This is a genomic window from Planctomycetota bacterium, assembly GCA_018242585.1.
Taxonomy (GTDB): Bacteria; Planctomycetota; Planctomycetia; order Pirellulales; family PNKZ01; genus JAFEBQ01.
In genome coordinates, this window is record JAFEBQ010000051.1 from 1 (window position 1) to 15,635 (window position 15,635).

A 15,635-nucleotide genomic window follows, 5' to 3' on the forward strand; every position below is an offset into this window, starting at 1 on the left:
TAGGTGTCGACGATGATCTTGCGACCCGTCAGACCGCAATCGCCGTGCGGGCCGCCGACCACGAACCGGCCCGTCGGGTTGATGTGATACTTGATCTTGCTGGTGGTCAGCCCCTCGGGCAGCAACGGCTTGATGATCTCGTTCTTGACCACGCGGCTGATCTCTTCGTTCGACACGTCCGGATCGTGCTGCGTCGAGACCACAATCGTGTCGATGGCCACGGCCCGGTTGCCGTCGTACTGAACGGTGACCTGGCTCTTGCTGTCCGGACGCAGCCAGGCGACGCGGCCGCTGCGGCGGGCTTCGGTCAGGGCGTTGGTAATGCGGTGCGACAGGGCGATCGGCAGCGGCATCAGCTCGGGCGTGTCGTTGCACGCATAGCCGAACATCATCCCCTGGTCGCCGGCGCCAATGTCCTTCCCCTTGGTCTGGTCTTCGTTCACGCCGACGGCGATGTCCGGGCTTTGCCGGTCCAAGCAGACCATCACGGCGCAGGTGTTGTAGCAGATGCCCTTGTGGTCGTCGTCGTAACCGACGTCCTTGATCACTTCGCGGACGACGTCGGTGTAGTTGATCGCCGCCTTGGTGGTGATCTCGCCGGCGATCACGGCCACGCCGGTGGTGACCAGGGTTTCACAGCCGACGCGGCTCAACGGGTCTTGGGCCAGCAGCGCATCGAGAATGCCATCGGAAATCTGGTCGGCCAGCTTGTCGGGATGACCCATGCTGACCGATTCGCTGGTGAATAAGTAATTGCCGCTCGCCACGTGGGAACCTCCGTAGTATTGATGCGCGTTCGCCCATTTCGCCCAAAATTATACCGACTATTAACGGGGCGAAAACGGCAAATATGTTGAGAAACGCCGAGGATCGTCAGCCATTTTCGCGCCGTTTATGGCGGCTTGACGCCGGACGGCCCCTGCAAGCGTCCATGCAGGTAGACATCCGGGCCTAGCAGTTCGACTTTCATGGCCGCCAGCCAGCGCGACGCCGCCGGGTCGGCAATGCCGACGCCAGCGATCGGGCTGGCCGCTTTGGCCCCGCCGAACAGCCGTGGAGCAATAAAGGCGTGGACCTCGTCGAGTTCTCCCGAGTCGAACAGCGAGCCCAGCACTTCGCCTCCCCCTTCGACCAGCACGTTGGTCATCCGCCGCCGGCCAAGCTCGTCGAGCAACTCGTGCCAGGCGGCCGTCGGCTCGGCTGACGCCACGCGGAACAATTCACAGCCCGCCCCTTCCAATTGTCGGCAGGCCGAATCGGTCGCGCCGGCGGTCACCACGACCAGCGTTGGCACCTCGCGGGCCGAGGCCACGACCTTGGCCGTCACCGACAGCTTGGCGTGACGATGCAGGATGACGCGCGTCGCCGTCCGCGGCCCCGCCGGACGCGCGGTCAATTCGGGATCGTCGGCGTCAACCGTGCCGCGGCCGACGGCAATCGCGTCGACGCGGCCGCGCAAGGCGTGTACGACGGCGCGCGACGCCTCGCTCGATATCCAACGACTCGCCCCGGTATGCGTGGCGATCTTGCCATCGAGCGTCATCGCCCATTTACCGATCACCCAGGGGCGACCGCGCGTGACCAGCTTCAGATACGGCGCGTTCAACTCGGCGGCCTTGTCGCCGTGGACGCCGCAACTGACTTCGATACCGGCCGCCTGCAACTCGGCGATTCCCTTGCCGGCCACGGCGGGGAACGGATCGAGCTGGGCCACGACCACGCGCGCCACGCCGGCGGCAATGACCGCGCGTGTGCAGGGAGGGGTCTTCCCTTGATGGCAGCAGGGTTCGAGCGTGACGTACATGGTCGCGCCGCGAGCGCGCGGGCCAGCCACGGCTAGAGCTTCGACCTCGGCGTGCGGGCCACCGAACTGGCGGTGCCAGCCTTCGCCGATGATCTCGGCCCCGTGAGCGAGCACACAGCCGACCATCGGGTTCGGCTCGACCAGCCCCTGGCCACGCAGCGCCACGTCGAGCGCCCGTTGCATGTGCCAGGCGTCGAGCGCGGCTCGTTCAGTCAGCACTTGTTCGTCGACATCACCCATCGTGCCGCTTAGTCCATGCCCGGCATCCAAAGGGCTGACTTCTGTTCGCCGCCGGCCGGGGCCGCCGCGGGGCCACCGGGGGTCCACAACTGGTTGGCGGGGGCGGCCGCCGCTTCGGCCGGCGCGGCACCCAAGGGTCCGGCGGCGCGCGTCACCGGGCGGCCATCGGGCCCAATTGCCCCCATTTCGTACAACAACTGCATCAAGGCTTGCCCGACGCCGGGCTCCTGAGCGTGCTTCATCTGCAAGTGCTTGAACAACTCGCTGGCCTGTTGCTCTTCGCCGCGTTGCAGGCGGAGCATCAGCTCCGACATATCGAACCGCGCGCACGACCGGCCGGCTTTGACCGCGGCGGCGCGGGCCTGGCCCAGGTATTCCAGCACCTTTTCCGGCGCTTCTTCCAACTCGGCCAGGATGCCGTACACGCCCGCCATATCAGTTTTCTCGTGGACCTGCGGGCGTTTGAGAATCTCCTGGGCGAACTTCGACAGGGCCAGGCGCATCGACGTGAATCGCGCGCGGCGGAACGAGGTCAGCAAGTCGTCGTCCGACAGCTTCTCGGCGTCCAGGCGCGCCAGCCGGGCCAGCGACAGCCGGTCGAGCACAATGCCCGACGGGTCGATGGGCGCGACAATCGGCAAGCCCAGCCGACCGCGCAGCTCGTCAACGATGGCGGGCGTCGACGGATGTTCCAGCGACATCTCGACCAGCAGCAGTGCCGCTTGGACCTTGAGCTTCAGGTTCGGGTCGGCGGCCGCCGCTTCGGCCGTCTTGCCGCCGAACAGCTTCAGCGGTTGCTTGGGCCAGCGGTTCAACACCGCGTCGCGGCGGCGACGGACCATCAACTGGCGAACTTCGTCCGGCGGCGTATCGGGAGGCAAACGCCAGTCGATCATCAGCGCGCGCTGCCCGGCCGGAATATGGTTGATGACCTCTTCGGCCCCGGGCACGCCAACGGCGTCGCCGGCCAACTCACTCAACAACGCTTGCGAGCCGGCCAAGTGCGGCCGATCGCACTCGCAGACCAACCGCGCCGGCTTGTCGGTCTCGCGACCAAAGACGAACGCCTCGCCCAGCACCGTCGGGACCGCGTCATAGGTGATGCCCGCGCCGGACTTGGGCAGCGGCCGATCGAGCAGGAAGTAGACGGCCCGCGGGGGCACTTCCCCTTCGGGAGCTTGCACCGCTTCGTTCGGAACGCGTTGCAGGCGCGTGTCGCCGGCCAGTCGTTCCAGCACCCGGTCAATGTCATTGATCGGGTATTCCAATCGCAGATCGTCGATCGTGTCCTCGGCCGTGGCCGCGTCGAGCAATTGGGCCTGGGCCTCGGCTTCGATGGCGTCCTGCAATGGCACGCCCGGCACGCTGACCAGCTTGCGTAGCGCGTCGACCGTGCCGGGCACGTTCCCCAAGCGCGCCCGCAACACCGCCAGGTTTTGCCAGATGGGGGCGACGTTGCCAGCGCGGCCACTCACAGCATTCAGCCGCGCCTCGGCCGCGGACCAGTGCATGTGGTCAACGGCGCTCATGGCCGCATCGAATTCACCCTGCCACGGCGCGTCGAACGGCGGGCGCTGCAGCGGCAATTCTTCCTTGAACAAGGCCGGCATCGACGGCAGATTCATCACCCGGGCGATGAACTGGAGCGCCTGTTCATCTTGGGGTTGAAGCTGCAGTTGCATCATCGCGTGGCTGCGCCCCGCCTGCCAATAGCCTTCGGCCAGCAGCATTTCGGCCAGCACGCCCATCGTCTCGTAGACCTGCGGCATTAGCGTGTCGTTGCTGGCTTCGAGCGCGCGTTGCAGCCAACCAATGCCCGTCAGCGAGCCTTCTTGCTGGGCGGCGACAATGGCCTTGTCGGCCAGGGCGATTTGATTGTGCGGGTGCAGGCGGACGAACTCGTTGATTGTGGCGGCCGCTTGCTCGCCCATGCCCAACTGGCTTTGCAGCGTCGCCTTCAATGACAACAAGCAGGCCCGCTCGGGATGCGTCACCAGCAGTCGTTCCACCTGGTCCAGGCAGGCTTGCCGCTGGCCGCCGTCGGCCAGCTTATAGATTTGCTCGAGGTCATGTGCCAGGTCAGCGCAACAGAACTTGAGTTTCTTGCCAGAGCCGCAGGGACACATGGCGTACGGGTCGAGCTGCATGAATCGTTTCGCTTTTCTCTAGGAGTGAAATGAACCCGCGGCGCTGATTGCCGCGCCGCGGGCGTGTTGAACCATAGGATCGCGCGGCCAGTGCGCGACGTGCAACCTGCTTAATGCGCGGCCGCGGTCATTGCCTTGCGCTTCTGCGCCACCAGGGCCAGGAACGCCTTTTGCGGATCGGCGAACTTGACCAGCCCTTCGGACATCAGCGTTTCTTCCAGCTTGACCGGATCGACCAGCCGATCGATCTCGGCCAGCACCTCGGCCGGCGGCAGCTTGTCGACTTGCCGCGTGAAGGTGAGGCCGCTCTTCTCGACGGCGTCGTTGGTGGCCGGCGGGTTGGTTTGAATGTCGCTGCCGGCCAGCGCCTCGACATACTTGGTCGGCGGGTCGGTTGGCTTCTTGGTGCCGGTGCTGGCGAAGATGATCTCCTGGTGCAGCGGCAGCCCCTTGTCGGCCCAGAACTGCTGGTTCTCGGCCCACAACCGCTTGGCGTTGACAATGCCGACCAGGCCTTGCGCGGCTGGCGAAAGTTGTGGCACTGCTTTCTCGGTATAGACGTCCAAGCGCGAGACAAAAATGCTGTACACGCTTTTCAGGCTCTTGGGGTTCGCGCGGCGCTGCGCCCCGCGCCAGACGGCATCGCGCGCCGCCCGATATTGCCGCGCCGAGAAAATCAACGTCACGTTGATCGTCACGCCCGAGGCGGCCAGCTCTTCCAGCGCGTCGAGCCCGGCGGGCGTGGCCGGCACCTTGATCATGCGGTTGGTGTGTCCCTTGGCCCAGCGGCGCCCTTCTTCGATGTAGCGGGCCACGCGCTCGCGGTGGGGCGGGCCGGTCTGCAAGTCTTCGAGCAGCGGGTCGAGTTCAAAGCTGACATAGCCGTCGTCGCCCGCGGTTTGCTGGTTGACGGGCGCAAAGACTTTCTGTGCGTCGGTCACGATCTGGTCGTTCAGCTTCCAGGCCAGGTCATGGTCGTTCAGCCCTTGCTGGATCAGCCGGTCAATGTCCTGGTCAAAGCGACCCGTCTTGATCAGATCGGCGACGATGATCGGGTTCGAGGTGGCGCCGGTGGCGCCAAGCGCGCGATTGCGCGCGACCAGGTCCGGGTCGATCGAATCAAGCCAAACCTTGGTGCCGCATTGGATCAGCGAGCGAATAGGCGAGGTCATGGTGTCGATTTCCTCTGGGTGTGTGGGCGCAGGCTTCCGTCCCCAGTGGCATTCTAGCGATTTTTTGCTGGCATGGTGAGGATTTTCGCATTGCCAAAGCCGGGCACTCTTGGTTGATTTTGCCGGGTAAGGAAAGTAGGCTGAGCCGACGCAACACCCCTTCAGACCAGGATTTCTTGCATGCGATTTCTCTGCGCGCTCGCGGCCTGGCTCGTGCCGGCGGCGCTCTTGGCGGCACTGCCCACCGAGGGGGATGGCTTCCCCGGCTGGCAGGCGCTGCGTGTCATCCATCAACAGGGCAACCCCGACCGGATGTTCGCGGTTGACCTCGACGGCAAAGGTCGACAGGCGGTCGTCGTTGTCAACAAGCGGCAAGGTCGGCTTGATGTCTATCGCTGGACACCCCCCGCCGAACGCGAAGCGGCCAAGCCCGGCGACCCGGCGCGGCCGAACGATTTGCCCATGGCTCCCGACTGGTCACACCACGAAGTGCCGCTCGACGAGCTGCCTTTTGATGCCGTGCCCTATGACTTGGACGGGGACAAGCGGCCCGAGCTGCTGGTCCTGTGCGGCAATCCGATGCGCGTGCTGGCTTTCAAGCAGACCAGCCGCGATCGCTGGGAACGAAACGCCCAATGGCAACTGCTCACCGGCACGCCCGCCGGGCATGACAAGCTGATGCTCGTCCGCCGCCCGGCGGCCGATGCGGCCGAGCTGCTGATCAGCTTTGAGCAAGGGATTCAGGTCGTGCCGCTGGCCGCGCATAGCCGGGCCACCTGGCTATCGCCGCGCGAAAGCCGCAGCCGGTTGAACTGGGGGCTGGTCGATTTGAATGGGGATGGGGCGCTCGACCTGGTCGAATGGTCGGCAACGCCCCATCAAACCATCCGCTGGTTCGAGGCGGTGGCGGGCAAGCTGCTGCCCGCCCAGGTGCTGTACGACCACAACGTACAAGGTTTCGGCGTGTTGCCCCGGTCCAAGGGGGCGGCCGATCTGCTGTTGCTGGGTGGGACGCAAGAAGGACTGCTCCGCCGGTTCGAGCTTTCGCAAGGTGAATCGACCTCGCTCGGTCGCCACGACTCTTTACCCATGCCCGGCGGGACCAAGGCCGCCTGGTGCGGCATCAAGCTCGGCGACCGCGCGGCCATTGTCGCCGCCGACAGTAGCCAGCCGCGCTTGCGCGTACACGACTTAACAGCCAGTGGCTGGCAAACCGAGCAGAGCTTTCCCACGCTGAGCAACGTGAAATCGCTGCTCGCGCCGACAGCTCGGCCGGGCATGCTGCTGTTGTGGATCAAGGACGGCGCCGACCTGCAACAATCGTCGTGGCAGTCGAACCGGTTGAGCTATCCGCAACCCTTCCCGGGCGAGACCGATAGCGACGATCGCAAGATCGTGGCCCTGGAAACGGTTGGGCGGACGACCTGGTGGGCCCAGCGCGTCGGGGCGCACCTCGACTTGTACACTTGGCCCGTCGATCAGGAAAAGCCGACGCGCAAGCGGTTCAGCAACGTCGGCTCAAAGGGAACCGGTTCGTCGTCGGCCAAGATCGAAAAGGTGGTCTGGCTGGGGGGCGCGAAGATCTTGGCCCAGGTCGCCTACGCCACGACGGCCAAGTTGATGAGCGTGGACGACGACGGCAAAGTCACCACGACCGAGCCAGCGAACCTGGCCAAGGTGGACCTGGGCGAGTTCATGCTGTTTGAAAAAGGGGGCAAGCCCGGCGAGTATCAACCGGCCCGGCTTACGGACGGCGTGTTGCAATGGCTGGGGCCGGACTTGAACCCCGTCGATCAGTTGATGTTGCCCGAGGGGCAAAAGCTGGCCGCCTTCGTGCGTCGCGCGGGCGAGACGTCGGGCTGGGCATTGGAACAAGGCGGCGCGTTCATCCACCGGCTCGAACCCGACAAGTCGGGTTTGCTGCGCGTGGCCGAGAGCTTCCGCCCGCCGCACGCCGTGCAGTTGGCCTTTGACGCGGTGCTAGGGTTGGTGCTGATCGACAGCGAGCAGATCATCCGCCTGTCGCCAGGCCGCGCCGTCGAATTGAAGCTGTTGGACAGCATCGACGGCCGCGTCGGTCGTCCCAGTGGCGTGAAAGAGGCGACGATCCATCGCATTCTGGTCGCCGATGTCGAGGGGCGCGGCGAGCCCGACGTGCTGCTGTGCGACGATCGCCGGCATCAATTGACGCTGCTGCGCCGGATGAACAAAGAGTTGAAATCGGTCGCCTCGTGGCAGGTCTTCGACGATCAGGCTTACCCCTACGGTGGCGGTCATGGCGAAGCCCGCGTCACCGAGCCGCGCGCCGTCGTCGGCTTTGATGGCGACGGCGACGGGCAGCAAGACCTGGCCCTGATCTGCCACGACCGAGTGTTGATCTATCTGGCCCGGGAGGGCGTGAAATGAGCATGACTCGTTGGGAAATTATCGCGCGGCATGCGCTGTTCGCGGTTGGGCTGGTGTGGGCATCGCTGCCCGGTGCGGTGGTCGTCGCGGCCGAGCAGGTGACGGTCACGCTGGTCGGCGGGGCCAAGATCACCGCTCCCTTGTTGCGTGAAAACGATGAAGGGGTGGTCCTCGACCTGGGGAACGACGTGCTCCACTTGCCGTCACGGCGCATCTTGGACGTGCAGCGTCAGACCGGCGCGGCCGGCGGCGCGGCAGCCAAGCTCGACGCCGGGCTGTTCACCACCGGCCGGCTCGAAGCGGCCGACGTGCCGACGCTAGTCAAGCGATTTGGCGACGCCGTGGTCCTGGTTCGCAGCCCCGAAGGACTGGGCAGCGGGTTCATCATCAGCAGCGAAGGGCACCTGATCACCAACTATCACGTCGTCGAGCGGCAGACCAAGCTGAGCGTCACGATGTTCCGCCGCACTGCCGCGGGCTACGAAAAGGACGAACTCAAGAAGATCAAGATTCTGGCGCTGCAGCCGCTGCGCGATCTGGCGCTGTTGCAACTGGACCTGACCGAGATGAAAGGACCGGCGCCGCGTCCGGTGGTGATCAACGACCGGGACGATTTGCACGTGGGGAACCTGGTGTTCGCCATTGGCAATCCGCTGGGGCTCGAACGGTCGGTGACGCAAGGGATCGTCAGCTCGACCACGCGGACCATCGGCCACATGCGCTTGATCCAGACCGATGCGGCGATCAACCCCGGCAATAGCGGCGGCCCGATGTTCAATCAGCGCGGCGAGATCGTCGGCGTGGTGTGCGCCGGCGCGACCAGCTTTCAAGGGCTGGCGTTCGGCATCCCCGCCTGTGATTTGATTGATTTCCTGGTCCATCGAGAAAGCTTCCTGTATGACGCCTCGCAGCCGCAAAACGGCGTGACATACCTGCCGCCGCCGTCGTTAAAGTCCGGCAGCCAAGTCGACACGACCGGCGACAAATCAAGATCGAGCCAGCGCGCCACCGAACCCTCGAAGAGAACCAAGCCATGAGCATTCGCCACGATGTTTCCCGACTGATTGTCCGCGCTGGCGTGTTCGTCGCCGGGCTGACCTTGGTGGTGGCCGGCGCGGCCAGCGCCGCGGACCCGTTGCCATCGACGATCGATTGTCTGCCTGAGCGGACGATGGTGGTCGTGCGGATGCCGTCGCCGGCGGCGATGTGGCAGGCGATGAAAGAGCGGACCAAGATCGGCGCTTACATGACCGATCCCGAGCGGCTCGGCAAGCTGACCAAGATCTTTCGCGACGCCATCGGCGACGAATGGGACGAGTTTGTCCAGGACTTGGGAAAGTACCAGCTCAAGGCCGAGGACTTGCCCGGCTTGTTTCATGGCGAATGCTCGCTGGCGGTGATCTATGGCCAGGCCGATGACAAGCTGAGCCACGCGGCGGTGCTGATCACGTTGGAACCGTCGGGGGATGTCGGCGAGCGGTTCGTGTCGGCCATCGAACAGGCCATTGAAGAACAGAAGGAAGACGAAAACCCGATCGCGCGCGTTGACGAGCAATTGGCCGAGCAAAAGGTGATGCGATTGACGCTGCCCGCCGACGCCTTCATCGACAAGGACGACGACGACAAGGCCAAGCGGAACTACATCGACTGGCACGCGTTCATCGCCCGGGTTGGCCCGCGGATTGCCATGCTGTTCACCATGCCGGTCGACATCGACGCCGACGAGTCGAAGCCCGTTGACCAGCGCGCGGCTAGCGAGGCCGAAGCCGAGTTTGGCCGCACGACGCTGGGGCAGTACCTGGCCCAGTTGACCGGCGGGTCGAACCGCGCGTGCAAGCTGTTCAACGCGCCGGGGGCGGCCGAAGTGACGCCCGCCGGCGAGTTGGGGTCGGAATTGGCGATCGATCTGAAGCCGGCCGTCACCTGGCTGACGTCGCTGGCCGCGGAACTCGACAAGCGTGAAAAGGACGAAGACGCGGTCAAGATTTTGCCGGTGGTCAAGGCGGCGGCGCTCGATGGCTTGGGCCCGATTATCTATCGCGCCACGCTCGACGGCGCCGTGGCGCGGGCCGTGGGCTTCGTTTCGGCTCCGTCGCCGCGCGGCGGCGTGCTGTCGGTCCTCGACCAGACTCCGTTGCCCGCGCAACCGGCCGGTTGGGTCGCGGCCGACGTGCTTGACTATGCGCACGTCAGCGCCGACTTGGGCAAGTTGTATCGCGAGGCGAAGAACTCGCTAATCGGCTTGATTGGCGAAAAGGCCAGCGGCGCGTTCGGCGCGATCGAACTGCAATTGCAAGGGGCGCTCAAAACCGACGTCACCACGCTGCTCTCGTCGCTGGGGCAACAGCACGTGCAGGTCAATTTCCCCTTGGAAGGGGGCGCGCCGCCGGCCGGCGATCCGTTCGCCGCCCAGGCGATGAATCGCACGGCCGTGGTCTGGCACGTTAAGGACGAAGACTTGTGGCGGCGCGTACTCGAGACGATTTCCGCGGTCGGCGCCGGCAAGGTGATCGAGGAGCAAGGTTTCACCGGCATCCGCTTTGAACAAGGGGCGCTCAAAGGGGGCGTGTTCGTCGGACAGAACCACTTGGTCGTTGGCGTCGGCTCCGGCGTGCTCGAACCGGTGTTGGCCGGCTTGCGCCGCCCGCCCGAGGGGGCGGACGCACTCGCCGGCAGCGCCGATTACCGCCGGGCGCGCGAACTGCTGCCGGCGCGGAACGGGCTGTTCCTGCAGGTCAGCAACTTGGGGCTACAGTTGCAGAACTCGCGCCAGCAGATGCAGATGGCCGTCGACTTGCTAAAGCACGCCAACCTGGACAAGACCGAAGACGACGCCACGCGCTGGCTGAACGCATACATCGAAGCGATGAAGACGCTGTTGCCGACCGGCGACGAGGCAAAGAACTTGTATGGCCTGCAAGTGATGCAAGGCTCGGCCACCGAACACGGGTTGGTGATTGAAACCGTGCTCGAGATGACGCCGCGCGAGTGATTATTTCCGGCGTCAGGCGCGTTCGGCGCGGTGTTAACCCCTCTCCTCCCGGGAGAGGGTGGCGGCGCTAGCCGCCGGGTGAGGGTCCACGTGGCCCCGTGCGACGCGTTCCACCAGGGCGACGGGGACCCTCATCCGGCCTTCGGCCACCTTCTCCCGAGGGGAGAAGGGTTGCTACGTGCCGTGTGAAGTGAACAAAGCACATATAAAAGAGCCGCCGGCTTGCGCCGGCGGCTCTGGATCGTCTTCAGGCGATGTGGCGCAACTTGCAGTTCACACGTCGCACAGTTGTACGGCCTGCTTCAGGCCGGCTAGCGGGTCGCGGGTGGGAATGAACTCGTGTCCCACGTAGCCTTGGTAGTTGATCTCGACCAGCTTCCGCATGATCGGCGGGAAGAAGATTTCCTGGTGCTCGTCCAACTCGCCGCGGCCCGGGTTGCCGGCCGTGTGAATGTGGCCGATCACGTCCTGGCACTGGTCAATGCGGCGGATCACGTCGCCGTTCATGATCTGGACATGGTAAATGTCAAACAGCAGCTTGGCCCGCGGCGAGCCGACGCGGCGGCAAATGTTCGCCACGTAGTCGATGTCGTCACCCTGGTAGCCGGGGTGACCCTTCATCGGGTGCGACGAGTCGCGCGTGTTGAGGTGCTCGATGCAGACGGTCACCCCCTTCTTCTCGCCGTACAGGGCCAGCTCTTTCAGGCCGCGAACGGTGTTGTCGGCCCCTTCTTCCAAGGAAATCTCGCCGCTCTTGGGGTCTTCGGCGTCGCGCCACTTGTAACCGGTAAAGGCGATCACCGCCGGAAAGCCCGCGTCGGCGCAGTCGTCGATGGTCTTCTTGGTCCGCGCTAGCACTTCTTCGTGATACTTCGGGTTGTTCAGGCCCTTCATGAACGGCGCGCCGGGCATGCCGTTCGGGGCCAGCGCGCAAATGAGCCCGTGCTGCTTCAACACCGACCAATGTTCCGGCGCGATGATCTCGATCGACTTGCAGCCGAGTTGCTTGGAGACCTGGCAGGTCTTTTCCACGTCCCACATCTCGCCGGCGACGTTGAAACACCAGAAGACGACCGAGTGCTTGATGTTCCCCTTCAGCGCAGTCGGACCTTCGGCGGCGTCGGCGTCGCCGGTCAGGGCGGCCGCGCCGATCGAGGCGGCCCCGGCGGCGGCGCCGGCCCGAGCCAGGAAGCTGCGCCGGCTGACATTCGAGCGGCGCGACGATTGCGAACGACGATTCATGACATGTTCCTCGTGGTTGGAAACAAGCTGGTGGTTGATGGCGGCTCGGTGAAATCGAGTTTAGCGAATCTTCTGATCGGGGAGCGTTTGCTTCACTCCTTCGTCCAGCGGCATTACGTCATTGACGATCCCCAGTTGCCCCAGCTGCGCGGCCAGCTCGGCCTGCAGGCGCATGAGTTGCGCCGTGTGCCGCGGGTCGCGGACCAGGTTCTTGCGCTCCTCGGGATCGCTCTTCAGGTCATACAGTTCCGCCAGATGTCGATCGGTCTTTCCGTCGCCGTGCGGGTAGTGCATGTACTTCCAGCGCTCGGTGCGGATGCCGCGGATGTTGGGCGTGTAGGGGAACTGCTTTTCATAGTTGTAATGGTACACGAACGAAGTTCGCCAGGCCGGGTCGGCGTCGCGAACCAGCTTGACCCAGGAGCGGCCGTGAATCTTTTCGAGCGCCGGCGCGTGGCACAACTCCAACAGGCTCGGCGCCATGTCGACCGTCAGCGTCAGCGATTCGACCTGCCGGCCGGGCTTGCCGTTGGTCAGGCCCGCATAGCGGACGATGATCGGAATGCGAATGCTCGGCTCGTGCATGGTCCGCTTGTCGACCATGCCATCCTCGCCGTTCAACAAGCCGTTGTCCCCCATGAAGACGATGATCGTGTTGTCAAGCTGGCCCGTCTTTTCCAGCAGTCCGACCAGCCGCCCCACGCTGTCGTCGACCGAGAGAATCGTTCCCCAATAAGCCCGAGTCATGGCGGCAAAGTCTTTCACCGCGGCGGGGCTGTCGTCGGGAAACTTCTTGCGCCACTCGAACAGCGGGCCATAGATTCCGTGCCAGGTATACAGCCGCTGGCGAATCCAGTCGGGCTTGTCGTCCAACTCGAAGGCGCTCTGGGGGTACCGCACGTCGACCGAATCGAACGTGTGCTCGTACTTCTGCTCGGGCAGGTAAAAGCTGTGCGGCGCTTTGTGACCCAGCATCAACAGCCAGGGGCGGTCGCCGCGCTGCTGGGCGAGCCACTTCTCGGCCAGCTCGGTGACCACCGTGGTGTAGTAGCCGGGCAACGTCCGCCGCGCGCCGTCGACGTTGAACTCGGTGTCGAAGTACTTCCCCTGCCCCTTGTGGGTGACGAAGTAATCGAAGCCAGGGCGCTTCTCGTCGTTCTCCTCACCCATGTGCCACTTGCCGATGTAGGCCGTGGCGTAACCGGTGTCGTGCAGCACGCCCGGGAAATGCTTGAGCGTGTTGGGGAACTCGGTGAAGTTGTTGGTCACGCCGTGGGCGTGGGCATACAGCCCGCCGAGGATCGAGGCCCGGCTGGGCGAGCAGAGGCTCGTCGTGCAAAAGGCGTTGCGGAAGTGGACCCCTTGCTGGGCCAATCGGTCGACGTGCGGCGTCTTCAGGTAAGGGTGCCCGGCGCAGCCGAGCGCATCCCAGCGCAGGTCGTCGCAGAGAATGAACAACACATTCGGCCGCCGCGGCGCATTGGCTGCGGATGCCATTTGCCCGATCGTAAATACGAGCAGTGCGGCGACGAGTGAGAAGACAGTGCGATGAGTTCGATGTGGCATGCAATAACCAGAATTCGATTTCGCAAGGACCGACAAACACCCCTCCCTTTCAGGGAGGGGCTGGGGGAGGGTAAAGACGTAACCAATCAAAGACGCTTCCACCTCACGTCGGCCAGAACCAGCCTTCTCCCCTTGCGGGAGAAGGTGGCCCGAAGGGCCGGATGAGGGGTAAAGAAGTTGTGGGTCGCGCGAGCCTGCGACTTACCCCTCACCCGGTTCGCTACGCGAACCACCCTCTCCCACAAGGGGCGAGGGTAGGGAATGCAGCCGCAATAACCTGTATAGTTGACCGCGCAGGCCGGGGCAACTTGCACGCTCAAGGGGGTCGCATCATCCGCTTAAAGGCGACGAAAGATTACGAACCGCGCCCAACCAGGTGCTCGGCAAGGGTCGAAGTCCGCGTCTCGCCCGCCTGGTTCGCCTGCCAGAACTGTCCGGAGTCGACGTCCAGGCACGTCAGCCAGCCAGCGCCGTAGACCCAAGTGTCAAGGCACACGGCGTGGCCGATGTTCCGCGGCCAGCCCGACGCCTGGTGCGTGTGGCCGCAGATCACCGTCTTGCCCGAGCAGTGGGGCGCCGGGTCGGCGAACTTCATCCACCGCATTGGCGCCACCGGCTGGCGTTCCAGCGGTAGCCGCGGGTCGAGCCCGCCGTGAACGAAGATGAACCGGTCGGTCTCGAACCAATCGGTCAGGTTGGTTTCGAGAAAGTGCCAATGCTCGAGCGGGATGTCTTCAAAGACCGCGCCGCGCTCGCCGGTCTGGTAACTGTCCAGCGTTTCCTGGCCGCCCCACTGAAGCCACTCGTTGATCAAGGTGAAGTTGGTGCGGCATTCGAGCAGCATCTCTTCGTGATTGCCGCGCAGCGGGATCAACTGTCCGCTGGCGTTCAATTCGAGCAATCGCTCGATCACGCCCCGCGTGTCGGGCCCCCGATCGACGTAATCGCCCAGCGTGACGATCCAATCGTCGGGCGTGGGCCGCACCAGGTCCAACAGCGCGTCGAGCGCCCGCGAACAGCCATGAATGTCGCCGATGGCCAGCAAACGAATCGAGTGGCTACCGGACGGCTGCATGGTGCGCTCGGGGCCCTGGATGGCGTGGCGAAGACGATCCGCTTACGACGCGCCAAACCACTTCTTGATCGAGCGCACGGTGGCGGCCCGGCCCACGCGGCCGATCGAATCGGTCAGCGGGATATGCTTGGGGCAGACTTCCACGCAGTTCTGCGCGTTGCCGCAATCCTGAATGCCGCCGGCCAGCATCAGCGCGTCGATCCGCTCGTCGGCGGTCATCGCCCCCGTCGGGTGCGTGTTGAACAGCACGGCCTGGCTGATGGCGTGGGCGCCGACAAACGCCTCGTCGAACTCCTGGCGCTCGCGCGCGGCCAAGGCTTCGTCGGCCTCGCTGGGCTTGCGCTTGACTTCGATCTTGTTGAACTGGGGACAAGCTTCCAGGCAACAGCCGCAGCTCATGCACTCCGACAACGGGTAGCGTTCTTGCTGTTCGGCGGGCGATTGCTTGGGGCCGGGGCCCAGGTTCACATAGCCGTCCACCGGGATCCAGGCCTTGACCTTTTGCAGGGCGCGGAACAGCCGCGAGCGATTGACCATCAAGTCGCGCACGACCGGGAACTTGGTCATGGGGCGGAGTTCGATCTCGCCCGGGTTCTCGGCCAACAACTTGTCGACCAGCGCGCTGCAGGCTTGCCGCACGCGGCCGTTGATCACCATGGTGCAAGCGCCGCAGACCTCTTCCAGGCAGTTCGAGTCCCAGCAGACCGGCGCCACGTGCTCGCCGTCGGCCGTCGTGGCCTGGGCGGCGATCCGCTGCAACACGCTGATCACATTCATGTTCGACTCGCGGGTGACGGTGTGCCGCTCCCAATAGCTGGCGCGGCCCGGCGCGTCTTGCCGCAGAATGCGAACCGCAAAGGTGGTCGGCGCGGCATGCCCATGATCGGCGTGGCCGTGATCTTCGCTGCCGTGATGTCCGTTACTGTGGTGATCCATAGCGAGTAGTTTCGTCCTGAAGCTTGCTGACTCGATGTAGCTGGTGGCAAAGACG

The 15,635-nt window shown here is 64.7% G+C and carries 11 protein-coding genes; 3 read left to right on the top strand and 8 right to left on the bottom strand.

The window, feature by feature from the left end; translation table 11 throughout:
• From JSS27_21170 to JSS27_21185, 4 genes are all read right to left on the bottom strand, one after another.
• Window positions 1-767: methionine adenosyltransferase (locus tag JSS27_21170; GenBank protein ID MBS0211461.1), on the bottom strand; the 767-nt coding region annotated here is incomplete at its 3' end.
• A gap of 125 nt (window positions 768-892) precedes the next feature.
• Window positions 893-1,987: a bifunctional diaminohydroxyphosphoribosylaminopyrimidine deaminase/5-amino-6-(5-phosphoribosylamino)uracil reductase RibD gene (gene ribD, locus JSS27_21175; GenBank protein MBS0211462.1), complete on the bottom strand. Its 1,095-nt coding sequence runs from the start codon at window positions 1,985-1,987 to the stop codon at window positions 893-895.
• 65 nt (window positions 1,988-2,052) lie between these two features.
• Window positions 2,053-4,191: an SEC-C domain-containing protein gene (locus tag JSS27_21180; GenBank protein ID MBS0211463.1), complete on the bottom strand. Its 2,139-nt coding sequence runs from the start codon at window positions 4,189-4,191 to the stop codon at window positions 2,053-2,055.
• A 110-nt stretch (window positions 4,192-4,301) separates the two neighbouring features.
• Entirely contained in the window at window positions 4,302-5,363 is a 1,062-nt protein-coding gene (locus JSS27_21185; GenBank protein ID MBS0211464.1) for a transaldolase, read from the bottom strand.
• A 180-nt stretch (window positions 5,364-5,543) separates the two neighbouring features.
• On the opposite strand from JSS27_21185, the gene JSS27_21190 reads away from it, so the two are divergent.
• Genes JSS27_21190 through JSS27_21200 form a run of 3 tightly spaced genes read left to right on the top strand, consistent with a single transcriptional unit; the run spans window position 5,544 to window position 10,761 of the window.
• A complete protein-coding gene (locus tag JSS27_21190) occupies window positions 5,544-7,769 on the top strand; it encodes a hypothetical protein (GenBank protein ID MBS0211465.1) in 2,226 nt (741 codons plus the stop codon).
• Between the two features lie 17 nt (window positions 7,770-7,786).
• The gene (locus JSS27_21195) at window positions 7,787-8,806 is read left to right on the top strand and encodes a trypsin-like peptidase domain-containing protein (protein ID MBS0211466.1); all 1,020 of its coding nucleotides are present in this window, start codon (window positions 7,787-7,789) and stop codon (window positions 8,804-8,806) included.
• On the top strand, window positions 8,803-10,761 hold the full coding sequence (locus tag JSS27_21200; GenBank protein MBS0211467.1) for a hypothetical protein: 1,959 nt from the start codon (window positions 8,803-8,805) through the stop codon (window positions 10,759-10,761). Before JSS27_21195 ends, JSS27_21200 begins: the two co-directional genes overlap by 4 nt.
• A 273-nt stretch (window positions 10,762-11,034) precedes the next feature.
• On the opposite strand, the gene JSS27_21205 is transcribed toward JSS27_21200, so the two are convergent.
• The 4 genes from JSS27_21205 to sdhB all read right to left on the bottom strand — a co-directional run bounded on the left by JSS27_21205 (window position 11,035) and on the right by sdhB (window position 15,580).
• On the bottom strand, window positions 11,035-12,003 hold the full coding sequence (locus tag JSS27_21205; protein ID MBS0211468.1) for a TIM barrel protein: 969 nt from the start codon (window positions 12,001-12,003) through the stop codon (window positions 11,035-11,037).
• A 60-nt stretch (window positions 12,004-12,063) separates the two neighbouring features.
• Window positions 12,064-13,569 carry a sulfatase gene (locus tag JSS27_21210; GenBank protein MBS0211469.1) on the bottom strand — a complete coding sequence of 502 codons (1,506 nt, stop codon included), beginning with the start codon at window positions 13,567-13,569 and terminating at the stop codon, window positions 12,064-12,066.
• A 355-nt stretch (window positions 13,570-13,924) separates the two neighbouring features.
• On the bottom strand, window positions 13,925-14,620 hold the full coding sequence (locus JSS27_21215) for a serine/threonine protein phosphatase (protein ID MBS0211470.1): 696 nt from the start codon (window positions 14,618-14,620) through the stop codon (window positions 13,925-13,927).
• A 66-nt stretch (window positions 14,621-14,686) separates the two neighbouring features.
• Entirely contained in the window at window positions 14,687-15,580 is an 894-nt protein-coding gene (sdhB, locus tag JSS27_21220) for a succinate dehydrogenase iron-sulfur subunit (GenBank protein ID MBS0211471.1), read from the bottom strand.
• Window positions 15,581-15,635 lie beyond the last annotated feature (55 nt).